This is a genomic window from Pannonibacter sp. CBAS1226 (assembly GCF_055685825.1).
This window is the reverse complement of record NZ_JBVOUO010000001.1, coordinates 1,301,141-1,323,553: the sequence shown is the minus strand read 5'-3', so window position 1 is coordinate 1,323,553 and position 22,413 is coordinate 1,301,141. Positions and strand designations below refer to the sequence as shown.

General features: G+C 65.4%; 17 protein-coding genes, 1 tRNA gene, 1 pseudogene and 2 riboswitches. Of the genes and pseudogenes, 14 read left to right on the top strand and 5 right to left on the bottom strand.

Annotated elements, in window-relative coordinates; all coding sequences use genetic code 11:
- Positions 1-36 precede the first annotated feature (36 nt).
- From AC0CMF_RS05995 to fhuB, 4 genes are all read left to right on the top strand, one after another.
- On the top strand, positions 37-1,011 hold the full coding sequence (locus AC0CMF_RS05995) for a FecR family protein (RefSeq protein ID WP_374629308.1): 975 nt from the start codon (positions 37-39) through the stop codon (positions 1,009-1,011).
- A 142-nt stretch (positions 1,012-1,153) separates the two neighbouring features.
- Positions 1,154-3,652, top strand: coding sequence for a TonB-dependent siderophore receptor (locus AC0CMF_RS05990; RefSeq protein WP_472481213.1), 2,499 nt, complete (start codon positions 1,154-1,156; stop codon positions 3,650-3,652).
- 11 nt (positions 3,653-3,663) lie between these two features.
- Positions 3,664-4,548, top strand: a complete 885-nt coding sequence (locus AC0CMF_RS05985) for an ABC transporter substrate-binding protein (RefSeq protein ID WP_374629305.1) — start codon at positions 3,664-3,666, stop codon at positions 4,546-4,548.
- Positions 4,545-6,503 (top strand): Fe(3+)-hydroxamate ABC transporter permease FhuB, encoded by a 1,959-nt coding sequence (fhuB, locus tag AC0CMF_RS05980; protein ID WP_374629304.1) that lies wholly within the window; start codon positions 4,545-4,547, stop codon positions 6,501-6,503. The genes AC0CMF_RS05985 and fhuB overlap by 4 nt, the downstream gene beginning before the upstream one ends.
- Before the next feature lie 79 nt (positions 6,504-6,582).
- Here the strand turns inward: fhuB and AC0CMF_RS05975 are convergent.
- Positions 6,583-6,658, bottom strand: a tRNA-Asn gene (locus AC0CMF_RS05975).
- 271 nt (positions 6,659-6,929) lie between these two features.
- Positions 6,930-7,153, top strand: a riboswitch (cobalamin riboswitch).
- Between the two features lie 136 nt (positions 7,154-7,289).
- Here AC0CMF_RS05975 and cobU point away from each other — a divergent pair.
- The 6 genes from cobU (at position 7,290) to AC0CMF_RS05945 (ending at position 15,482) form a co-directional block, all read left to right on the top strand.
- Positions 7,290-7,862 carry a bifunctional adenosylcobinamide kinase/adenosylcobinamide-phosphate guanylyltransferase gene (gene cobU, locus AC0CMF_RS05970; RefSeq protein WP_374629303.1) on the top strand — a complete coding sequence of 191 codons (573 nt, stop codon included), beginning with the start codon at positions 7,290-7,292 and terminating at the stop codon, positions 7,860-7,862.
- Positions 7,859-9,016 (top strand): cobalamin biosynthesis protein CobW, encoded by a 1,158-nt coding sequence (cobW, locus tag AC0CMF_RS05965; protein ID WP_374629302.1) that lies wholly within the window; start codon positions 7,859-7,861, stop codon positions 9,014-9,016. Before cobU ends, cobW begins: the two co-directional genes overlap by 4 nt.
- Positions 9,017-9,122: 106 nt before the next feature.
- Positions 9,123-12,878 carry a cobaltochelatase subunit CobN gene (gene cobN / locus AC0CMF_RS05960; protein ID WP_374629301.1) on the top strand — a complete coding sequence of 1,252 codons (3,756 nt, stop codon included), beginning with the start codon at positions 9,123-9,125 and terminating at the stop codon, positions 12,876-12,878.
- 5 nt (positions 12,879-12,883) lie between these two features.
- Positions 12,884-13,525, top strand: a complete 642-nt coding sequence (gene cobO / locus AC0CMF_RS05955; protein ID WP_374629300.1) for a cob(I)yrinic acid a,c-diamide adenosyltransferase — start codon at positions 12,884-12,886, stop codon at positions 13,523-13,525.
- 8 nt (positions 13,526-13,533) lie between these two features.
- Positions 13,534-14,001, top strand: a complete 468-nt coding sequence (locus tag AC0CMF_RS05950) for a GNAT family N-acetyltransferase (RefSeq protein WP_374629299.1) — start codon at positions 13,534-13,536, stop codon at positions 13,999-14,001.
- 26 nt (positions 14,002-14,027) lie between these two features.
- Positions 14,028-15,482, top strand: a complete 1,455-nt coding sequence (locus tag AC0CMF_RS05945; protein ID WP_374629336.1) for a cobyric acid synthase — start codon at positions 14,028-14,030, stop codon at positions 15,480-15,482.
- A gap of 7 nt (positions 15,483-15,489) precedes the next feature.
- On the opposite strand, the gene AC0CMF_RS05940 is transcribed toward AC0CMF_RS05945, so the two are convergent.
- Positions 15,490-15,801, bottom strand: a complete 312-nt coding sequence (locus AC0CMF_RS05940; protein WP_244284743.1) for a hypothetical protein — start codon at positions 15,799-15,801, stop codon at positions 15,490-15,492.
- 148 nt (positions 15,802-15,949) lie between these two features.
- Positions 15,950-16,315 carry a dihydroneopterin aldolase gene (folB, locus tag AC0CMF_RS05935; RefSeq protein WP_374629298.1) on the bottom strand — a complete coding sequence of 122 codons (366 nt, stop codon included), beginning with the start codon at positions 16,313-16,315 and terminating at the stop codon, positions 15,950-15,952.
- A gap of 258 nt (positions 16,316-16,573) precedes the next feature.
- On the opposite strand from folB, the gene AC0CMF_RS05930 reads away from it, so the two are divergent.
- From AC0CMF_RS05930 to AC0CMF_RS05920, 3 genes are all read left to right on the top strand, one after another.
- The gene (locus AC0CMF_RS05930; RefSeq protein WP_374629297.1) at positions 16,574-18,586 is read left to right on the top strand and encodes an acetyl-CoA carboxylase biotin carboxylase subunit; all 2,013 of its coding nucleotides are present in this window, start codon (positions 16,574-16,576) and stop codon (positions 18,584-18,586) included.
- Positions 18,583-19,248: an HAD hydrolase-like protein gene (locus AC0CMF_RS05925; RefSeq protein ID WP_374629296.1), complete on the top strand. Its 666-nt coding sequence runs from the start codon at positions 18,583-18,585 to the stop codon at positions 19,246-19,248. Before AC0CMF_RS05930 ends, AC0CMF_RS05925 begins: the two co-directional genes overlap by 4 nt.
- Positions 19,249-19,308: 60 nt before the next feature.
- Positions 19,309-19,466, top strand: a riboswitch (FMN riboswitch).
- Positions 19,467-19,557: 91 nt separating this feature from the next.
- Entirely contained in the window at positions 19,558-20,460 is a 903-nt protein-coding gene (locus tag AC0CMF_RS05920; protein WP_374629295.1) for a DMT family transporter, read from the top strand.
- Between the two features lie 13 nt (positions 20,461-20,473).
- Here the strand turns inward: AC0CMF_RS05920 and AC0CMF_RS05915 are convergent, their stop codons facing one another.
- Complete coding sequence (locus AC0CMF_RS05915; RefSeq protein WP_374629294.1) at positions 20,474-20,911, bottom strand: rhodanese-like domain-containing protein; 438 nt, start codon at positions 20,909-20,911, stop codon at positions 20,474-20,476.
- Positions 20,912-21,057: 146 nt separating this feature from the next.
- On the opposite strand from AC0CMF_RS05915, the gene AC0CMF_RS05910 reads away from it, so the two are divergent.
- Entirely contained in the window at positions 21,058-22,113 is a 1,056-nt protein-coding gene (locus AC0CMF_RS05910; protein WP_374629293.1) for a helix-turn-helix domain-containing protein, read from the top strand.
- Here the strand turns inward: AC0CMF_RS05910 and AC0CMF_RS05905 are convergent.
- Positions 22,074-22,385, bottom strand: a pseudogene (locus tag AC0CMF_RS05905) (AAA family ATPase); the annotation flags it as partial. The gene AC0CMF_RS05910 and the pseudogene AC0CMF_RS05905 sit on opposite strands and share 40 nt — an antisense overlap.
- Positions 22,386-22,413 lie beyond the last annotated feature (28 nt).

Here is a 22,413-nt window from a genome sequence, read left to right as displayed (position 1 = left end):
GCCGTGCGGCCGCGCACGGGGAAACAGCCGGTGGCCATGATGGGTTCAACGAATACAGACAGACAGCAGAGAGCTCGCGATGAGGCTCTGAGCTGGTTCGTCCGTCTCAACTCAGGTGATGCGGGAGAGGGGGACCGCGCCGGCCATGCAAGCTGGATGGCCGCCGATCCGCTGAACCGGGCCGAATATGCGCGGCTCGGCGGCATCTGGCAGGATCTCGGCCGGATAGCGGATCCGCGCGAGGCCTTGGACCTGTCCGGAGCCATGGTTCCGCCCTCCGCCCGGAAGGGCTTTGCCTCGCGCCGTGCGTTCCTGTCCGCTGGTGCCGCAGCGCTGGCTGCCGCCGGTGTGGTGGCGGTTGCCGGCCCGCCGGATTTCCTGACAAGCGATCATTTCACTGGCACCGGTGAGCAGCGAAGCCTGATGCTTGAGGACGGCAGCCGGGTGGACCTTGATGCCGACACCGCCATTGCCCTGGATTTCAGCGATACCCTTCGCAGCATCCGCCTGCTGCGCGGGCGCGCCTTCTTCGATGTGGCCAAAGATCCCGGCCGCCCCTTTACCGTGCTGGCGGCCGCCGGTTCCACAACCGCGCTGGGCACCCGTTTCGTTGTTCATGAATGGGGCGGGGCCGTCACGGTTTCGGTGGAGGAAAGCGCCGTTTCGGTGGTTGGGCCGGACAAGTCGGATACCGTCGTGAAGGCAGGCGAGCTTGTCACCTATGACGATGTGCATCTGGGCCAGATCCGTCCCGTCGACATGGAAGCGGAAATCGCCTGGCGGCGCGGCAAGCTGATTTTTGAGGACAGGCCGCTGCGGCAAGTGCTGGCGGATGTCAACCGCTACCGGTCCGGCACGATCCGGGTGACGGACAGCCGCCTTCTGAACATGCGTGTCAGCGGCATCTTCGACATCCGCAATCCGGACGGCGTTCTGGAGGCGATCCGCCAGACGCTGCCGGTGAGAAGCTTTCAGATCTCGCCCTGGCTGGTCGTGTTGCACCCGGTCTGACCGGGTGGACACAGCGGGAAAAGAAACCTGATAATTATTTTCCACTTTGGGGGTGAGGTGTCTGGCCTTTGAAACCGTCCTTGCATCAGACGGGTGCGTTCGCGCCCGGACAAAATGCAAATGCAAGAGTTGGACAGGGGTCATGGCAAAGCAGTTTGGGCAAAGGGCATCCGGGGCGCGGGCAGCGCGGATGAGCGGTTTGGGGTTGGCGCTTCTGGCGTCAACGGCGGTTTTCACCGCAAGTGTGATCTACACCGGCCCGGCAGCGGCGCAGGAGGCGGCCACTGTCAGTTACTCCGTTCCGGCAGGCCCGCTGGGCACGGCTATCTCCCGTTTTGGCGACCGGTCCAATCTGCAGGTGCTCTATCCGGCAGCTCTCGTGCAGGGCAAGACGTCGCCCGGCGTTTCCGGCACGCTGACGCCCTCCGAAGCGCTCAACCGGATTTTGGCTGGAACCGGCCTGTCCTACCGCTTTACCGCCGCCAACACGGTGACCATTGTTGATCCGGCCGCAGCCGCTGCCACGGGCGCCACGGTGGATGGCGCGACGCAGCTGCAGACGGTGACCATCGAGGGCGAAAACGCCTGGGGCCCGGTGAATGGCATCGTCGCCACCCAGAGCGCGACGGCGACCAAGACCGGAACGTCACTCAGGGACACGCCGCAAGCCGTCAATGTCGTGACCCGTGACGAGATGGCGGAGAAGGGCGCTGCGACCATCACGCAGGCGATGCGCTACACGCCGGGCGTTGTCGCTCAGTACGCCGATACGGATGTGCGCCACGACTGGCTGACGGTGCGCGGCTTCACGCCGGGGCGCTACAAGGACGGCCTGCGCCTTCCCTTCGGTGCTCGCGGCTATTCGCAGCCGAGGATCGAGCCCTATGGGCTGGAGCGCGCCGAAGTGCTGAAGGGGCCAGCGTCGGTTCTCTATGGTCAGGGCCAGCCCGGCGGCATGTTGAACATGGTCAGCAAGCGGCCCCGGAACGAGGAAATCCGGGAGGTCGAGCTGCAATATGGCAGCCACAACCGGTTCCAGACCGCTTTCGATTTTGGCGGAAAGCTGGATCAGGACGGTGCCATCCTCTACCGCATCGTCGGCGTGGGGCGCCTCAGCGACACCCAGTATGACCACGTGGAAGAGAAGAAGGGCTACATCGCCCCGTCCTTCACCTTCAAGCTGTTCGATGCCACGACACTGACGGTCCTGGGCGAATACCAGAAGATCGACTCCCCCGGCGGCGGCGGTGCTCCGGCTCTGCCTGCCAATGGCACGCTCTACACCGGCACCTATTCCGCCCTGCCGCGCAACGCCTTCGTCGGCGAACCGGGCTATGACAAGTTCGAAAACGAGCAGGCCTTCATCGGCTATGAATTCAGCCATGAGTTCAACGACACATGGTCGTTCAGGCAGAACCTGCGCTATGGCTTCGTCGATACCGATACACAGCGCGTGCAGGCCTTCTGCCTGTCTGCGGCCAGCTGCAACCCATCCTCGCTGCTGCGCTATGCCTGGGCCTTCCCGGAAACCTCGAACCTCTTCACGGTGGACAACAACGCCATTGCGCGGTTCAGCACCGGCAGTGCGAAGCACACGATGCTGTTCGGCTTCGATTACTCCTTCGAGGACAGCTCGTTTGAAGAATCGGCGCTTTCGGTGATCTATACGCCCTTCAACGCCTATAATCCGGTCTATGGGGCAACCAGCATCTCCCGCCCTGCGACGGCGACCTGGATCGACCAGCAGCGCTCGCAGGCAGGGCTTTATGCGCAGGACCAGATCGAGTGGAACAACTTCGTCCTGTCGCTTGGCGGGCGCTATGACTGGGCCAACACTGACACGCGCACCCGGACAGCCACAACCAACACCCCGGTGAACCAGCAGGACGGCAAGTTCACCTGGCGGGCGGGCCTCGTCTACAATTTCGACAATGGCCTGTCGCCCTATGCCAGCTACTCCACCTCGTTCAACCCGGCAAGCGGCACGGACCGCAGCGGTTCGCCGTTCAATCCGACCACGGGCGAGCAGTTCGAGGCTGGTATCAAGTTCCAGCCCACTGGCATGAACAGCTTCATCACCCTGTCGGCCTATCAGCTGACGCAGCAGAACGTGCTCACGCCCGATCCGGTGAACACGAGCTTCCGCGTGCAGACCGGTGAGGTGCGCATGCGCGGCATCGAGCTGGAAGGCAAGGCCGAACTCGCCTCCGGCCTTTCGCTCACGGGGTCCTATGCCTATACGGACAGCGAGATCACCCGCGACAATGCCACCTCCAGCGGCACCAGCAACAAGGGCAAGCGTCTGGCCTTCGTGCCCGAGCACCAGGCATCGCTCTGGCTGGACTACACCGTCCAGTCCGATCAGGCCTGGGGTGGGCTCAGCTTCGGCGGCGGCGCCCGCTACATGGGGCAGACCTTTGGCGACAACGCCAACGCCTTCGATGTGCCGGACTACACCCTGTTTGATGCGGCGCTGCGCTATGACTTCGGCAAGGTGGATCCGAAGCTCGCCGGGCTGAAGACCTCGCTCAATGTCAGCAACATCTTCGACAAGAAGTATGTCTCCACCTGTCTCAGCACGACGGGTTGCTACTGGGGCGAGGGCCGCACGGTCTATGCCACGCTGAAATACAGCTGGTAATGCCGGAGCGGATGATCTCCGGACCGAATGCTCTGACGCGGCGGCAATTTGCCGCCGCGTTGCTTGGGTTTGCCTCCCTGCCGTTTCAGGGCCGGACCGGCCGGGCAGGGGAGGAGCTGCCGCGCATCGCCGTGCTGGACTGGGCCTGGGCCGAAACGTTGCTGGCGCTGGGCGTGGCGCCTGCCGCGGTGGCGGAAGCTCCTCTCTATGGCGTGCGTGTCGTCAGCCCGGCGCTGGCGGAGGGCACCATCGATCTGGGCCTGCGCTCCTGGCCCAACATGGAACTGCTGCGGGCCTTCCGGCCGGACCTGATTGTCACCCAGACCGGCTATGGCGTTCCGGCGGCCATGCTGGAGCCTGTGGCGCCCGTGCTGTCCCTGCCGCTTTACACGCCGGAGCGCCAGCCGCTGAAACGGGCTGAAGAGGGACTTGAGGCGATTGCCGCCCGCCTGCAGCTTCAGGAAGCGGGGCGCGCCTATCTGGAACAGGCCGAGTTCCAGTTCACAGCCTTGCGGAACGAGCTTCAGTCCTATGATGGCCGCCCTCTGCTGATCCTGAAATTCGCCAGTGACCGGCTCGCCGATATCTACGGCCCCGGCAGTCTCTTTCATGACGTGCTGGACCGTCTGGGCCTGCCATCCGCCTGGCAGCACAGCGGCAGTCATTGGGGCTTCTCGACCGCAGGCCTCGACGCGATTGCCGCCAACCCGGAAGCACGCATCGTCATCATCGAGCCTGGTCCGCCGGAAGCGCTCGCCGCCAGCGGGTTGTGGCGGGCCATCCCGGCGGTGCGGGCAGGGCGCGTTGTCAGCATTCCACCGGTCTGGGTCTTCGGAGCTTTGCCGTCCGCCCTGCGTTTTGCCGGTATTCTCACCAAGGCCCTGCAGACCTCATGACGCTTCGTCTTCCCTTGCTTCTTGCGGCGCTGCTGGTGCCTGCCGCCGTCCTGACCCTTGTGGCCTACAGTGCCCATGTGCCCCTGTCTGCGCTGAGCGCGGCGCTGCTTGATCCGGACCCGGCTGTCTTCGGGGAAATCTATCTGCATTATGCGCTGGTGCCGCGCCTTGCCGTGGCAGCGCTGGCCGGGGCCGCGCTGGCGCTGGCGGGAGTGGTGTTTCAGCAGGTGCTGAAGAACCCGCTGGCGGAACCGGCAACCCTCGGCCTTCTTTCCGGTGCGCAGCTTGGCATCATGGCGGCAACGCTGCTCGTGCCCGCGCTCGCCATGTGGCAGCGCGAGGCGGCGGGGCTGGCGGGCGGCTTTGCGGCGCTGGCGCTGGTGGGGATGCTTGCCTCCCGGCACGGTTTTTCGCCGGTGACCCTGCTCTTGTGCGGCATGATCGTCAGCTTCTTTGCCGGATCGGCTTCCGTTGTGCTGGCCCTGTTCCAGCATGAATATCTGCGCTCGGTCTTCATCTGGGCCAGCGGCTCGCTGGTGCAGAATGATTTTTCCGATGCCTCTGCCCTGTCCGTCAGGCTTGCGGTCTGCGTACCGCTGCTGGCGCTGCTGCTCAGGCCGCTGACGGTTGCCGGGCTCGATGATGCCAGCGCCCGCAGCCTGGGCCTCTCCATCCGCACGATCCGGCTTGTTGCCCTGTCGCTGGCCTGCTGTCTCTCCGCGCTGGTGGTGGTGCGCGTGGGGGTGATTGCCTTCGTTGGCCTTGCCGCGCCGCATCTGGCAACGCTGACCGGTGTCCGGAGTTTTGCCGGGCGTTTTGTCTCTGCGCCCATCATCGGCGCGGCGCTGCTGCTGCTTGCCGACAGCATCGTGCTGGCGCTGTCCGGCGTGATTGCCGAAGTGCCCACGGGAACAGCCACGGCCATGGCCGGGGCCGTTCTGCTGCTGGTGCTGCTGCGCCGCATGCCTGCGAGCACGCGCATCGGCGGTTCACACCTGCCGGCGCCATCCGTTCCGGCCGCCAGCCGTCAGCGCCTCGTCCTGCTGCTGGCTCTGGCCTGTCTTGCCGCGCTCACGGTCTTTTCCCTCACCAGCCAGCTGCATCCCGGTGGCCTCTCCGCCGGAGAACTGATGGCTGGGCGCTGGCCGCGGGTGCTGGCCGCAGCCGCTGCCGGGGCGATGCTGGCGCTGGCCGGAGGTCTCATTCAGGCGATGACCGGCAATCCGCTCGCCAGTCCCGAAGGGCTGGGCGTCAGTTCCGGGGCAGGGCTCGGCATCACCGGGGCGCTGCTTTTGACCGGTTCCTTCTCGCCGCTTCTGCTGCTGGGGGGCGGAGCGGGCGGGGCGGTGTTCGCCTTCCTCTTCGTGCTGGTCATTACCCGCAAGTCCGGCCACGCACCGGGGCCGGTGCTGCTGGCCGGTGTTGCCATCGGCACGTTTGCCGCCGCGCTCATATCCTTCATTCTGGCCAGCGGTGATCCGCGTGCGGTCTTCGTGCTGGCCTGGTCCATGGGCCCGACCTACCGTGCCGCCGGACTGACGGCCCTTGCCGCGCTGGGCATTCTGCTCGTTGTGCTGCTGGTGCTGCCGCTGATGGGGCGCTGGCTCGACATTCTGCCGCTGGGCGATACCACAGCCCGCGCGCTGGGCCTTTCGCCCCGCCGCTCGCGTACAGTGCTTCTGGCGTTCTCGGCCCTGCTGACGGCTGCCGCCACGCTGATCACCGGTCCGTTGAGCTTCATCGGCCTCATCGCGCCCCATATTGCAGCCTCTGTGGCGCCGGGGCGTGCGCTGCTGCGGATCGTCTGTGCTGCTGCCATCGGCGCAGCGCTGATGGTCAGCGCCGACTGGCTGGGCCGCACGCTCGATTTTCCTTACGAGATCCCCGCCGGCATCCTCGCCTCCTTCATCGGCGGGCCGTATTTCCTCTGGCTGCTCTACCGCAGGCCCGCGTGAGGCGCAGTCTGCCGCGCAAACGCAAAAAGCCCTGCCGTTGCGGGCAAGTTTGACATTTTATCCAGGGAAGAGAGAAGGTTGGCTCCGCGAGCAGGACTCGAACCTGCGACCATTCGATTAACAGTCGAACGCTCTACCAACTGAGCTATCGCGGATCACCAGAAGGGCAGTGCCCTTTGCGGTGGCGGCTGTGTGCGCCGCCGTCGGTGAGAGGCGTATAACAAAGGCCTTGAGCATTTGCCAAGCCCTTTCTTCAAGAAAGTTTTCCACAGGGGTGGCTTTGGCAGAAATCTGCGGTCTTTCAACGGCTTGGGCCAGTGGATAACCCATCCGTGCCGGTCCTTGCACCCATTGCCCGGGATGCAGGGGCGGCGATTGCGCCGCAGAGGTGCCCAAAGGGCGTCCTTGCTGCGGTGCCGCCAAGCCGTTACAAGGAGAGGATCAGGTTCCCCGGCGGGCCAAGCCCAAGGGGATGAAACGGGAATGCGGTGCGGAGCGACTCAATCCGGGGCTCCAAAGCCGCAGCTGCCCCCGCAACTGTCAGCGGAGAATCTTGCCGCCTCATGCCACTGCAAGGCCAGCCCTTGCGGGAAGGCGCGGCAAGGTGAAGACCCGCGAGCCAGGAGACCGGCCTGATGTGGTGCAACCCCAAGGCCGCCGGGTGGGCGGACCGGAGGACCTGACATGATTTCTACTCCCCCAGACTGGGCGGATGGCAGGGCGCATTGCGCCCGCGCGTCCGCAAGAGAGCCCGACGCTGCCATGCCGCAAGCCTGCGGCTGACCCATGGCGCAGGCTGAAGGGCAGGGGGCCGCATCTTCCGTTCTGGTGACGGGGGGGGCACGCTCCGGCAAGAGCAGATACGCAGAGCAGCTGATCCTCGGAAGCGGGCTTGAGCCTGTCTATGTGGCGACCTCCGCCGCATGGGACGGGGAAATGGAAGCCCGCATCGGCCTGCACCGTGCCCGGCGCGGGGCGGACTGGCGCACCATCGAGGACAAGGCCGGCATCGGCGCGGATCTGACGGACGTGCTCCGGCGCGAAGCCGTTCCCGGCCGGGCTCTGCTGGTCGATTGCCTGACGCTCTGGCTCACCAATCTGATGATGGCCGAAGCAGACCTTGCCGCTGCCACGCAGGCGCTTTGCGCGCTTGTGCCCAATCTGCCTGCGCCTGTTGTTTTTGTTTCAAATGAAGTGGGCCTCGGCATCGTGCCGGACAACGCCATGGCGCGTCAGTTCCGCGATGCGCAGGGCCGTCTCAATCAGGAGCTTGCTGCCGTCTGCACCCGGGTGGTCTTCGTGGCCGCCGGTCTGCCGCTCGTGCTCAAGCCCTCCTCCCAACCGGATATCTCCCTATGACCGATTTTCAGACCCCTGCCGTGGCCAAGATCCCGGCCACCATCGTCACCGGCTTTCTGGGCGCGGGCAAGACGACCCTCATCCGCAATCTCCTGACCAACGCGGGCGGGCGGCGCATTGCGCTGATCGTCAACGAGTTCGGCGACATGGGCTTTGACGGCTCGCTGCTGGATGGCTGTGCCGATCCGTCCTGTTCCGCCGATGATGTGGTGGAGCTGACCAACGGCTGCATCTGCTGCACCGTGGCCGATGATTTCCTGCCGGCGATGGAAATGCTGCTGGCCCGCGAAACGCCGCCGGATCACATCGTCATCGAGACCTCGGGCCTCGCGCTGCCCCAGCCGCTGGTGCGGGCCTTCACCTGGCCCAGCGTCAAGACGCGGGTGACGGTGGATGGTGTTGTCACCGTGCTGGATGCGGCAGCTCTCGCAGAAGGGCGCATCGTGCTGGACGAGGAAGCCCTTGCCGCGCAGCGCGCTGCCGACGAAACGCTGGACCATGACAATCCGGTTGAAGAGCTTTTCCACGATCAGCTCGCCTGCGCCGATCTGGTGGTGCTGAACAAGGCCGATCTGGTGGATGATCACGCGCTGGAGCATATCCGCGAGCATATCGCCGAAGATGTGCGCGCCGGGGTGGAGATCATTGCCGCTGAAAAGGGCTCGCTGCCCATCGACGTGCTGCTGGGCCGCTCCTCTGCTGCCGAGGATGATCTGGCTGCCCGCCGTGCGCATCATCATCACCACCATCATGACGATGATGATCACGATCATGATCACGATCACGATCATGATCACGATCACGATGATGACCATGACCATGACCATGACCATGACCATGATGATCATGATCACCACCACGATGATTTCGAGAGCTACGTGGTCACAGCGCCCGAGTTTGCCTCGCTGAAGGACGTCGAGGCGGTGGTGAAGCAGGCGATGGCGCTGAAGGGCGTGCTGCGCATCAAGGGCGCGGTGGCGGTCTCCGGCAAGGCCGCGCCTGCGCTGGTGCAGGCGGTTGGCCCGCGTGTCGAGGCCTGGTTTGCCGCTGGCGCCAAGGCGCCCGGCAAGCTGGTGGTGATCGGCCTCAAGGGGCTGGATCTCGCCGCCGTCACGGACGCACTCGCTTCCCTTCAGGCAGGCCGCGCAGCCTGACCCTTCGCGGTGTGGACCCCCGCCGCCCCGCTCCTGACGCAAGTTGCGCAAGGGGCGGGACGCGGGGATAGGCACACCCAGTCTGAGCCTATTGAAGGCGTGCCAGATGCATATCCTCGCAAGTCAAACCCGGCGAATTGATGACGGCGGCGATGCCGTGGACCTCGCGCAGGACCCGGCGGATCTCGTGTTCCTGTCGGCGGCCGATACGGAACTCTCGGCTTTCGCCGCCGCGCATGCCTCCCTTGGCGGGGATGTGTCACTGCGGCTGGCCAGCATTCTGGCGCTGACCCATCCCTATTCCGTCGATCTCTATGCGGAAAAGACGCTGGCCGGTTCAAAGCTTGTTGTGCTGCGCCTGCTGGGCGGAGCGGGCTACTGGTCCTACGGGCTCGACCGGCTGCGGGAGGAAGTCAACCGCAACGGATTGCAGTTGGCCGTCTTTGCGGGCTGCGACAAGTGGGATGAGGATCTGGCCGCTCTCTCCACCGTGCCGGTGGACGCCGTGCGGCGGCTGTGGCGCTACTGCATTGAAGGCGGTGCAGAGAATTACCGCAATGCGCTGAGGTTTTGCGCTCATCTCATTGGCAGGGATCAGGAGCCGCCGCTGCCTGCGCCGCTGCCGCGTGCGGGCATCTTCCTGCCCGGCCACACCGCACCGGGGCTCGATGATCTGACGGCCCGCTTCGCAGATCCGGCAAGGCCCGTGGCGGCGCTGGTCTTCTACCGGGCGCTGGTGCAGGCGGGCGAGACGGCGCCTGCCGAGGCGCTCTGCCGTCATCTGGAGGGGCAGGGGCTCAACGTGCTGCCCGTCTTCGTGGCCTCGCTGAAGGATGCGGAATCGGCTGCGGTGCTGTCGGCCCTGTTCGAGGCGCTGCCGCCTGCCGTGGTGCTGAATGCCACGGCCTTTGCCGTGTCCAGTGGCGGGCGCGTGCATCAGCCGTCACCGCTGGATGCTCCCGGCCGCCCGGTGCTGCAGGTGGTGTTCTCCTCTTCGTCCCGTGCGGGCTGGGCCGAAAGCACGCAGGGCCTTTCCGTGCGCGATCTGGCCATGCATGTGGTGCTGCCGGAGCTGGACGGCCGGTTGATGACGCGGGCGGTCTCCTTCAAGGAAGAAGGCATCCTTGATCCCGCCACCCAGTTCCGCCCTGTGCTCTTCAGGCCCGAAGAGAGCCGCATGGCCTATGTGGCAGCGCTTGCGGCAAGCTGGGCGAAGCTGGGCGGCAAGCCCGCTGCCGCGCGCAAGGTGGCGCTGGTGCTGGCGAACTATCCCAATAGCGACGGGCGCATTGCCAATGGTGTGGGGCTGGATACGCCCGCCTCCTGCGCGGCGCTGATCGCGGACCTGCGGGATGCGGGTTATGACGTCCCGGTTGATGCGCCGGTTACTTCCGAAACGCTGATGGCCCATCTGACGGCGGGGGTGACCAATGATATCCATGGGCGGACCGGGCGCCGGGTGGATGTGCGCTTTGCGCTTGCAGATTACCGCAGGGCCTTTGCGTCCCTGCCAGAGGCGGTGCAGGCGCAGGTGACCGCGCGCTGGGGCGGGCCGGAGGGTGACCCTGCCGTGCGCGATGGCGCTTTCGAGCTGCCGCTGACCCGCTTTGGCAGCGTCTATGCCGGCATTCAGCCCGCGCGCGGCTATAACATCGACCCCAAGGCGACCTATCACGATCCGGATCTGGTGCCGCCGCACAACTACTTTGCCTTCTACATCTGGCTGCGCGAGGTGGCCGGTATCGATGCCGTCGTCCATCTCGGCAAGCACGGCAATCTGGAATGGCTGCCGGGCAAGGCGCTGGCGCTGTCCGAAGAATGCTACCCGGAAGCCGTGCTGGGGCCGGTGCCGAACGTCTATCCTTTCATTGTCAATGATCCGGGTGAGGGCATGCAGGCCAAGCGCCGGGCTTCTGCCGTTATCGTCGATCACCTGACGCCGCCGCTAACGCGGGCCGAAAATTATGGCGTTGCCAATGAAATGGAAAATCTGCTCGATGAATATTACCTTGCGAGCGGCGTCGATCCGCGCCGGCAGAAGGTGCTGACGCGGGACATTCTGGAGCTTGCTTCCGTTCACGGGCTTGATGCGGATATCGGCCTGACGCCGGACATGTGCGAGACGACACGGCTGGCGCGGCTGGATGCGCATCTGTGTGACCTCAAGGAATTGCAGATCCGCGACGGGCTGCATGTGCTGGGCGAGAGCCCGCAGGGGCGGCTGTTGCATGATCTGCTGGTGGCGCTGGTACGCGTGCCGCGTGGAAGCCGGCCGCAGGATGAAAGCCTGATCCGGGCGCTGGCGCGTGATCTGCTCGCCGATGCGCCGGACTTCGATCCGCTGTCCTGCGATTTCTCAATGCCCTGGAATGGGCCGAAGCCGGAGCTTCTGGCGGGCATGTCCGATGCCCTGTGGCGCTCTTGTGGTGACACGGTGGAGCGGCTTGAAAAGCTGGCGGTCAGGCTTGTCTCCGGGGAAATGAAACGTCCAGATCTGCTTGTAACCTCTTTTGTTCTTCAGGAGATTGAGTCCACTTTGCTGCCTGCCGTCGCCGCCTCCGGAGCCGCAGAAACAGCGGCGGTGCTGGCGGCGCTGGATGGCCGTTTCGTACCGCCGGGGCCGTCCGGCGCGCCGACGCGGGGCCGGCCGGATGTGCTGCCGACGGGGCGGAATTTCTATTCGGTCGATGTGCGCGCCGTGCCGACCGAGATTGCCTGGCGGCTGGGTCAGGCCTCGGCGGCGGAAGTGGCGTTGCGCTATTTTCAGGACGAGGGCGAGTGGCCGAAGGCGCTGGTGCTGACCTGCTGGGGCACCGCCAACATGCGCACCGGCGGCGATGACATTGCCCAGGCGCTGGCACTGATCGGCGCAAGGCCGGTGTGGGAGCCGGGCTCGGGCCGTGTCACCGGCTTCGAGATCATCCCGCTGTCGGAGCTGCGCCGGCCGCGCATCGACGTGACGCTGCGCATCTCCGGTTTCTTCCGCGATGCCTTCCCGCATCAGATGGACCTGTTCACCAGCGCCGTGCGGGCGGTGGCGGCGCTCGATGAGCCGGAAAGCGCCAATCCGATGGCCGCGCGGGTGCGGGCCGAGCGGGCGGAACTGCAGGCGAGAGGGCTTGCCCGGGATGATGCCTTTGCCGAGGCTTCCATCCGTGTGTTCGGCTCCATGCCGGGCGCCTATGGTGCTGGTCTTCAGGCGCTGATGGATGAGGGCATCTGGCAGGAGCGGGAGGATTTCGCCGATGCCTTCCTCGCCTGGGGCTCCTATGCCTATGGCGGCGGGGCGAAAGGCGAAGCTGTGCGCGAGCGCTTTGAGACGCGCCTGCGCGGCGTCGATCTGGTGCTGCACAATCAGGATAACCGCGAGCATGACCTGCTCGACAGCGATGATTACTACCAGTTCGAGGGCGGCCTTGCGGCAACGGTCGAAGCGCTGACGGGGGAGGCGCCCGTCAGCTATCACACGGATCATTCGCGTCCCGAACGTCCGGTGGTGCGGGCGCTGTCGGAGGAGATTTCCCGCGTGGTGCGGGGCCGGGCGGCGAACCCGAAGTGGATCGCCGGGGTCATGCGCCACGGTTACAAGGGCGCCTTCGAAATTGCCGCGACGCTGGATTATCTCTTTGCTTTCGCGGCGACGACAAGGGCGGTGGGCGAGCATCATTTCGATCAGCTTTACACCGCCTATATCGAGGATGCCGCCGTGCGGGAGTTTCTGGCCCATGCCAATCCCGCCGCCTATGAGGACATTCTCCAGCGCTTTGACGAAGCCATCCGGCGCGGGCTCTGGACGCCGCGCCGCAACTCCGTCCATGCTGGCCTTTCGAGCCAGCTCACATCCCAAGCCATGAGGGCCTGACCGCCGTGACCGAGACCGACACCGAAACCGAGATTCAGACCGAAGAAGACCTGAACGCCCGCCATGCGGAGAAGATGCGCAAGAAGAAGGCGGCGCGCGACAAGATCATGGCCACCAAGACCATCGAGAAGGGTCTGACCATCGTCCACACCGGCAAGGGCAAGGGCAAATCCACCGCAGGCTTCGGCATGGTGTTCCGTTCGCTCGGCCATGGCCACCGGGTCGGCGTGGTGCAGTTCGTCAAGGGCCGCCTCGACACGGGCGAAACGCAGGCGCTGGAGCGCTTTGCCGATCTCGTCACCGTCAAGCGCATGGGCGAGGGCTTCACCTGGGAGACGCAGGACCGCCAGCGTGACATTGCTGCAGCACAGGAAGCCTGGGATGCGGCCAAGGAGATGATCACCAGCGGTGACTACCGGATGGTGCTCTGCGACGAGTTGAACATCGTGCTGCGCTACGATTATCTCGACATTGCCGAGGTGGTCGCCTTCCTGAAGGATGAGAAGCCGGAAGACGTGCATGTCGTCATCACCGGCCGCAACGCCAAGGATGAGCTGATCGAGGTGGCCGATCTCGTCACCGAGATGGAGCAGGTGAAACACCCCTTCCGCTCCGGCGTGAAGCCGCAGGCGGGGGTGGAATATTAGGAGAAACCATGCCCGTTATTCGCCGTCCTCGTCCGGAAGAAGCCGAAGCGGTTGCGGAGTGCCTGCGCCGGTCCATCGTCGAGCTTTGCCATGCGGATCATGGCGGCGATCCTGACAAATACACGCCATGGATTGCCAACAAGACGGCCGAGAACATGGTCCGCTGGATGGATCAGGCTGAAGGGTTCCTCATCGCTGAAGACGGAGCAGGCGGGGTCGCGGCGGTTGCGCTGGCTTCTGGCGCAGGGGAGATCCATCTGAATTACGTACATCCCGAGCACCGCTTCAAGGGCTACTCCCGCGCGCTGATGCGGGAGCTTGAAACGTGGGTCCGGGACTTGGGCCACACCCGAATACGGCTGAACAGCACACAGACGGCGAAGACATTTTATCTCGCCCTGGGATATCGCGAAGACGGAGAGAGCTTCGAGCAGGGCGGCATGCACTTCCTGCGCCTCGCAAAGGATCTGACGTGACAGGACTGCCGCGCAAGCCCGCCCTGATGGTGCAGGGCACGGGATCGAATGTGGGCAAGAGCCTGATCGTCGCGGGCCTGTGCCGCCACTTTGCCAATCAGGGTCTGACGGTTGCTCCCTTCAAGCCGCAGAACATGTCGAACAACGCTGCTGTCACAGTTGATGGCGGCGAGATTGGCCGGGCGCAGGCGTTGCAGGCCATGGCCTGCCGCATGCCGGCCACCGTGCACATGAACCCGGTGCTGCTGAAGCCGGAGACGGATACGGGCGCTCAGGTGATCGTGCAAGGCCGCCGCTTCGGCACCATGCGGGCGCGCGAATATGGCTCGCGCAAGGCCGAGCTGCTGCCGAAGGTGCTTGAAAGTTTCGCCCTTCTGTCGCAGGAGGCGGATCTGGTGCTGGTGGAAGGGGCAGGCAGCCCGGCGGAGATCAATCTGCGCCAGGGCGACATTGCCAACATGGGCTTTGCGCAAGCCGCTGACCTGCCGGTGCTTCTGTGCGGGGATATCGACCGGGGCGGGGTGATTGCCGCGCTGGTCGGTACTCATGCGGTGCTGGCGCCGGAGGAGCAGGCCCGTATCCGCGCCTTTTTCATCAACCGCTTCCGGGGGGATCCGTCGCTGTTCGATGATGGCCTTACAGAGATTGTCCGCCGCACGGGCTGGGCCTCTGCCGGGGTGGTGCCGTGGTTTGCAAAGGCCGGGCTGCTGCCGGCCGAAGATGCGCTGGGGCTTGAGGATGGGCTTGGCAACGGGCCGGTGAAGATCGCCGTGCCGGTTCTCGCCCGCATCGCCAACTTCGATGATCTCGACCCGTTGCGGCAGGAGCCGGGGGTGACGCTGGTGCTGGTGCAGCCCGGCCAGCCGCTGCCGGGCGATGCGGATGTGGTGCTGCTGCCCGGCACCAAATCCACCATGGGGGATCTCGCTTTCCTGCGGGCGCAGGGCTGGGACATCGACCTTGCCGCCCATCACCGGCGCGGCGGGCGTATCATCGGGCTGTGTGGCGGCTATCAGATGCTGGGCCGCACCATTGCCGATCCGGACGGGATCGAGGGCCGGGCGGGCACGGTCGAGGGGCTTGGCTTCCTCGATGTGCATACGGTGCTGACGGCGGACAAGAAGCTGCGCGAGGCACAAGGCACCTTCCTGCCGGCGGGCGTGCCTATCTCCGGCTATGAGATCCACCTTGGAGAGACCTCAGGCCCGGATTGTGCAAGGCCGGTTCTGAGCCTTGAGGACAGCGCAGGCGGCTTGCGGCACGATGGGGCGCAGAGTGCCGATGGCCGGGTGCTCGGCACCTATCTGCACGGGCTGTTCACGGGAGACGCCTTCCGCGCCGCCTGGCTGTCAGGCCTCGGGGCGGCAGCGGAAGTCTCCTACACAGCGTCCATTGACGCGGTGCTGGATGAACTGGCCGGGCATCTGGCCCGGCACATGGACATGGACCTGATCCTGCGCCTTGCCCGGTCACGGGTGTGAAGGCAGATCAGTCATCCCAGCCGAAGCGGTTGTTGAAGGCCGGTTCCTGGCATTTGTAGGCCACAGGGCACTGCGGCGTGTCGCGCGTGGCGGCGGTCACCGGCACCGCCTCTTCCCAGCGGTCGCAATAGGAGTGATTGGCGACGAAACGGTCATAGGTGTAAGGCCCGGTGGTGAAGACCACGGCACCATTGCGCAGCACGGTCTGCTGAGCTTCGGCGCAGGTCATCTGCCGCAGGTCGGGCCTTGCTGCGGCAACGCTCGTGCCAGCTGCGAGGACCGTCAGCGCAAGGGCCGCATGTCGCATGAATCCAGACATCATCATCTCCATCAAGACGCACCCGATCCTTCTGCTCCCTCAAGGGAAGCGGCAAGTCCGGGGAAACACCTGCCGGTTTGAGATATAACGGCCCGGTGGAACCTAGGTTCCCGCAGACGGGCGGCAAGGGCAGGGCAGCCCGCACGCCTTAACGATCGCGTGTGCGCTCCAGCTCGACACTGGCGCGCCCCTGCGCAATGGGAAGAGGCGCACCCGGCTTGTGCACCCGCACCCGCACCTTTTCGATCCTGCTGTCGGCCGCCAGAATCGCCTCGATGATCGCCCCGGCCAGGCGCTCGATGAGATTGAAGCGGTTGTTTAGCACCACGCCTTCGATGGTCTTCACCAGCATGCCATAGCAGACCGTAAGGTCATACTCGTCTTCGCGGCTGGCGGGCCCGAGATCGAGCCAGCAGCTCATGTCGACGATGAACCTCTGGCCCAGGCGCATCTCCTCCTCGTAAAGCCCGTGATAGGCGTAGAAGGCAAGATCTTCGAGGTGAATGGCATCCATGGAGGGCTCACAGGCTGGTGCCGCAGCAGACAGGGGCGGCAGGCCAGCGGGTGATAGGCGATTGGCGGGGGAAAATCCAGCGCCGGGCTTTGAGGCCGCAGATGCCTGCCGGCTGGCAATGCTGCACCGGCTCATCCTTTGGTGATATTGCGCCACAGGTACAGCCCGCCTAAAACCCAAGGAAGGCTGACAAATATCGCTGGCAAACCGTTCATCACGCAACGGAACGGGCCAGATGGACGCGGGAGCAGGCGAGGCATGTTTTCAAAGATCCTGATCGCAAACCGGGGCGAGATCGCCTGTCGGGTCATCAAGACCGCGAAGCGCATGGGCATCAGGACCGTAGCCGTCTATTCCGACGCCGACCGGGACGCCCTGCATGTGGAGATGGCCGACGAGGCAGTGCATATCGGCCCGGCTGCGGCCTCCGAATCCTATCTGGTGATGGACAAGATCATCGCCGCCTGCAAGCAGACCGGCGCCGAGGCCGTGCATCCGGGCTATGGCTTCCTGTCCGAGCGCGCCGCTTTTCCGGCAGCGCTGGCAGCGGAAGGCATCGTCTTCATCGGTCCCAACCCCAAGGCCATCGAGGCCATGGGGGACAAGATCGAATCCAAGAAATTCGCCAATGCCGCCAGGGTCAGCACCGTGCCGGGCTATCTGGGGGTGATCGAGTCTCCCGAAGAGGCCGTGCAGATCGCGGAGGAAATCGGCTATCCGGTGATGATCAAGGCCTCCGCCGGTGGCGGCGGCAAGGGCATGCGCATCGCCTGGAACGCCGGTGAAGTGCATGAGGGCTTTGCCCGCTCCAAGTCGGAAGCCGCATCCTCCTTCGGCGATGACCGCGTGTTCATCGAGAAATTCATCCAGAACCCGCGACATATCGAAATTCAGGTGCTGGGCGACAAGCATGGCAACGTGATTTATCTGGGCGAGCGCGAATGCTCCATCCAGCGCCGCAACCAGAAGGTCATCGAGGAAGCCCCGTCGCCGCTCTTGGACGAGGCCACCCGCCGCGCCATGGGCGAGCAGGCCGTGGCCCTCGCCAAGGCCGTGAACTACGACAGCGCCGGCACGGTGGAATTCGTCGCCGGGCAGGACAAGAGCTTCTTCTTCCTGGAAATGAACACCCGCCTGCAGGTGGAGCATCCGGTGACCGAACTGATCACCGGCATCGATCTGGTCGAGCAGATGATCCGCGTTGCCGCCGGCGAAAAGCTCTCCATCAGCCAGCCTGATGTGAAGCTGAATGGCTGGGCGGTGGAAAGCCGTATCTATGCGGAAGATCCGTACCGCAATTTCCTGCCCTCCATCGGCCGGCTGGTGCGCTACAGCCCGCCGGAGGAAAAAGTGAGCGATGGGGTGACCGTGCGCAATGACACGGGCGTGGTCGAGGGCTCGGAAATCTCCATGTTCTACGACCCGATGATCGCCAAACTGGTCACCCATGCGCCGGACCGGGCCGGGGCAATCGAGGCCATGTCCGAAGCGCTTGATGCTTTCTATGTGGATGGCATCCAGCACAACGTGCCTTTCCTCACCTCGCTGATGAACCATCCGCGCTGGCGTGCCGGAACCCTCTCCACCGGCTTCATCGCCGAAGAGTATCCCGAAGGCTTTGCTCCGGCGGAGCCGGATGCGGCTGCGCTGGAAACGCTGGCGGCCGTGGCGCTGACCATGGAAACCCTGCGGCGCGAGCGGCTGGACCATCTGCCGGGCCGCCTGCGTCCGCATTCGGGTGCGGTGCGCGAGGCATGGACCGTGAAGGTCGGCAAGGCCTACATCCCCGTGCGCCTCACCGAAGGCTATCCCGGCACGCCCATCGAGATGGACATTGCCGTGGGCGAGGGTGCGCCGGTGACGGTCACCTCCAGCTGGGTGCCGGGGGATGCGTTGTGGAACGGCACGGTGGGCGGCAAGCGCGTCACGGTGCAGGTGCGCCCGGTGCGCAGCGGCTACCGGCTCGACTGGCAGGGCTTCTCCGTCATCGCCCGCGTCATGACCCCGCGCACGGCGGAGCTGGATGCGCTGATGCCGGAAAAGCTGCCGCCGGACACCTCCCGCCTGCTGCTGTGCCCGATGCCGGGCCTCGTCGTCTCCATCGCCGTCGCCGAAGGGCAGGAGGTGAAGGCGGGTGAGCAGCTGGCCATCGTCGAAGCCATGAAGATGGAAAACGTGCTTCGCGCCGAACGTGACTGTGTTATCTCCTCGATCAAGGCCAAGCCCGGCGACAGCCTGGCGGTGGATGCCGTGATCATGGAGTTTGAATGACGCAGTCCTCTGGCGGGATCGATACGGTCCTGTTTGATCTGGACGGAACCCTCACCGATCCTTTTGCCGGGATTACGCGGTCCATCCAGCATGCCCTCGCAGCCCTGGGTGCCGTTGTGCCACCAGCCGAAGAACTCGGCTGGTGCATCGGCCCGCCGCTGTGGGACAGCTTTGCCATACTTCTGAGCAGCAGCGACAGGGCACTCCTGGACCGTGCCGTGGCGCTTTACCGCGAGCGCTACACGGCCACCGGCCTTTTCGAGAACGAGCTGATCACCGGCATGGCGCCGCTGACCCGCCAGCTGGCGGCAGCCGGTTTCACCCTCTATGTCGCCACCTCCAAGCCCCATGCCTATGCGGGCAAGATCGTCGAGCATTTTGGCCTGATGCCGGATTTCGTCCGCGTTTATGGCTCGGAGCTGGACGGCACCCGTTCGGCCAAGGCGGAGCTGATCGCCTATCTCCTGGCCGAAGAGGGGCGCGAGGCCGGGCAGTGCGTCATGATCGGGGACCGCAAGCATGACCTGATCGGCGCCAATGCCAACGGGTTGCGCAGCATCGGCGTGCTCTGGGGCTATGGCTCGCGCGAGGAGCTGGAGGCGGAAAAGCCCGCGCTGATCGCCAGCGAGCCAGCCGATATCGGCAGCTGGCTTTCAGTCTGACTGAAAAATCCTGATCTGCCCTCTTGCGTCAACAGGGCAGGCGGGTCTATGCCTTGGCACAGAAGTTCTCGGGGCGGGGTGCAATTCCCCACCGGCGGTATCGGGCGGTGTTGTTTCTGCCCGGAGCCCGCGAGCGCCTCTCCGGCTTGCCGGAGAGGGTCAGCAGATCCGGTGCGATGCCGGAGCCGACGGTATAGTCCGGATGAAAGAGAGCTTGTGCGCCAGCTGGCCCGCCCGCCGCAAACGGGTGCGGCTTGCCATGTGCATGATTGTCCCCGGGGACATGACGACAGCGTTGGAGCGCCGTGCATGTCCGCAAATAGCTTTTCCCGTCAGCCGCTTGCGGCCGCCGCCTGCATGGTGGGGGCAGGGGCATCCTTTGCCATCGTCAATCTGTGCCTGCAGGGCGCGACGATGCTGCACGGGCTGCCCGCCTCAAGTGCGGCTTTCTGGCAATACTTCGTCGCCTTCCTTTTTGCCCTGCCGCTGGTGCTGCGCGGCGGGTTGAGGCGCTTCACCATGCGCCGCCCCGGCCTGCATGCGCTGCGCGTCGTGCTGGCCGTCGGCGGGGTGCAGGCCTGGGCCTTCGGTCTGGCCCATGTGCCGATCTGGCAGGCCATTGCGCTGGTGATGACCTCGCCCTTCTTCGTCATCGCCGGAGCGCGGCTGTTTCTGGGAGAGGCCGTCAGTCCGCTGCGCTGGCTGGCAACGCTCACCGGCTTTGCCGGCGGCATGATCCTGCTGGCGCCCTGGTCGGATGACTTCGTGCTGGCCAGCCTTCTGCCGGTTCTGGCGGCTGCCCTCTGGGGCGGGGTCTCGCTCGTCACCAAGCGCCTGACCGGTGAGGAAGAGCCGGAAACGGTGACCCTCTTCCTCCTTATGCTGCTGACGCCCGCCAACGCGCTGATGGCGCTGGCCGACGGCGGCACGGTGCTGCCGCAGGGCTGGGGCATTGGTCTGGCGCTGGGCGCCGGGCTCTTCACGGTCAGCGCCAATTATCTGCTGACGCTGGCCTATGCCCGCGCCGACGCGGCCTTCGTGCAGCCCTTCGACCACCTGAAACTGCCGCTGAATATCCTCGCCGGCTGGCTCGCCTTCGGCTTTGCCCCGGAAGGCTACCTCTGGCCAGGCGCTGCCCTGATCCTTGCCGGTTCCTTCCTCGTTCTGGCCGACGAAAAGCGTTCAGGCCGCCTGACCGCACAGGCGGTGTGAGAGCCTGCAGGCCTCAAGCCACCGTCCCCTCCAGCTCCGCAACGCTGCCCGGCTCCATGCCCTTTGCCAGCGCAAAGCCCTCGTCCAGCCAGCCGGTGACGCCGCCGATGAGTTCCTTGACGGGCAGGCCGAGCCGGGCGAGGCGGACGGCGGCCTTGTTGGCGCCGTTGCAATGGGGCCCGGCGCAGTAGACGACGAAGAGCGAGCCTTCCGGAAACTCCGCCATCCGCCGCTCCGTCATCTTGCCATGCGGCAGGTTGAGCGCGCCGGGCAGATGGCCGCTGCCGTACAGCGCGGGGCTGCGCACATCCAGGAGCACGAAGTCCTGCTGTCCCGTGGCAAGGGCGTGATGCACGTCCCAGCAATCGGTCTCAAAGCCGAGCCGTGCCTCGAAATGGGCCAGAGCTTCAGCCGAAGGGGCAGCGGGAAACTGGGTCACGGAACTGGGCATCGTCTCATCCTCGTGTTTCTCCGGCGCGTCTGACTGCGGCAGGGCCGGGCTGGGATGGGCTGAAGATTGCCGGAAATCCGTTTCGCCACCATTGGCCTGAATGCCATTGTTCGGTAGGATCGTGCCATGTGATCAAAGAGGGCATTATGGGTGTTCAGGCGCAGGCCATCAGCCGCAAGACGGCAGAGCAGACGCCGCTCGCGGTGGCGCTGGTCTATGAGGGGCTGAGCCTTTTTGAATTCTCCATCTGCACGGAGGTCTTTGCCTCGAAAAAGCCGGAGGTGGCGGGGCCGTGGTACCGCTTCGCCGCCGTGGCGGTGGAGATGGAGACTGTCTCGGCCAGCGGCGGCGTTTCGGTGCGGGCAGATGCACCGCTGAGCCTCATTGATGAGGCGGATATCATCCTCGTGCCCGGCTGGCCGGGGCGGGATCACCGGCTGCCGCACGGCCTCAAGGACAGGCTTCAGGCGGCGCATGGACGCGGGGCGCGGCTCGTCACCTTCTGCAGCGGTGCCTTCCTGCTGGCTGCGGCGGGATTGCTGGATGGCCGCAGGGCGACGACGCACTGGCGCTACATTCCGGACCTGCGCCGTGTCGCGCCTGCCTCTGACATCGTCGAGGACGTGCTGTTCGTGGAAGATGGCACCGTGCTGACGGCGGCAGGGTCTGCGGCCGGGATCGATCTGTCCCTGTCGCTGGTCCGCCGGGATTTCGGCTGGCAGGCGGCCAATGCGCTGGCCCGCAGCCTTGTGGTTCCGGCGCAGCGGGAGGGCGGGCAGGCGCAGTTCGTGCCAAGGCCCGTTGCCCGTTTTCCTCAAGGCTCGCTGGCGCCCCTGCTGGAGCAGATCGAGCGGGAGCTTGATCAGGAGTGGGACTTGCCGCGGATGGCAGAAGTGGCCTGCTGCAGCCTGCGCACCCTCAGCCGCCGCTTCCGCGATGCCACGGGTCTGGCCCCGCTCGACTGGCTGATCCGCGCCCGCATCCGCCATGCCTGCCATCTGCTGGAGGCAAGCAGCGAGAGCATCGATGTCATCGCCGCCCGTTGCGGCTTCGGCGCGCCGGAAACCTTCCGCCTGCATTTCCGCCGGATCATGACCGTGCCGCCATCCCGCTACCGGTCGGAGTTTCAGGGCTCCACTAGTCCAATATCAGAGGAAGCTTCTCAGAACGCCTCGCTCCGCTCCACCAGTTCGCGGCCATAGGCACTAGTCAGCGCACCGGCCTTCAGCGCAGAGACCGGCGCGATTTCCTCCAGTTGGCCATTGCGGAGCACACCCAGCCGGTCGCAGAGGAAGGAGACCACCGGCAGGTCGTGGGTGACGAGCAGATAGGTGAGGCCGCGCTCCTCGCGCAGGGATTTCAGCAGGTTGAGGATTTCCGCCTGCACCGACACGTCGAGCGCCGAGGTCGGCTCATCCAGCAGCAGCAGCTCCGGCTCCAGCATCAGGGCGCGGGCGATGGCCACACGCTGGCGCGTGCATGATCACGGAATGCCTGCTAGT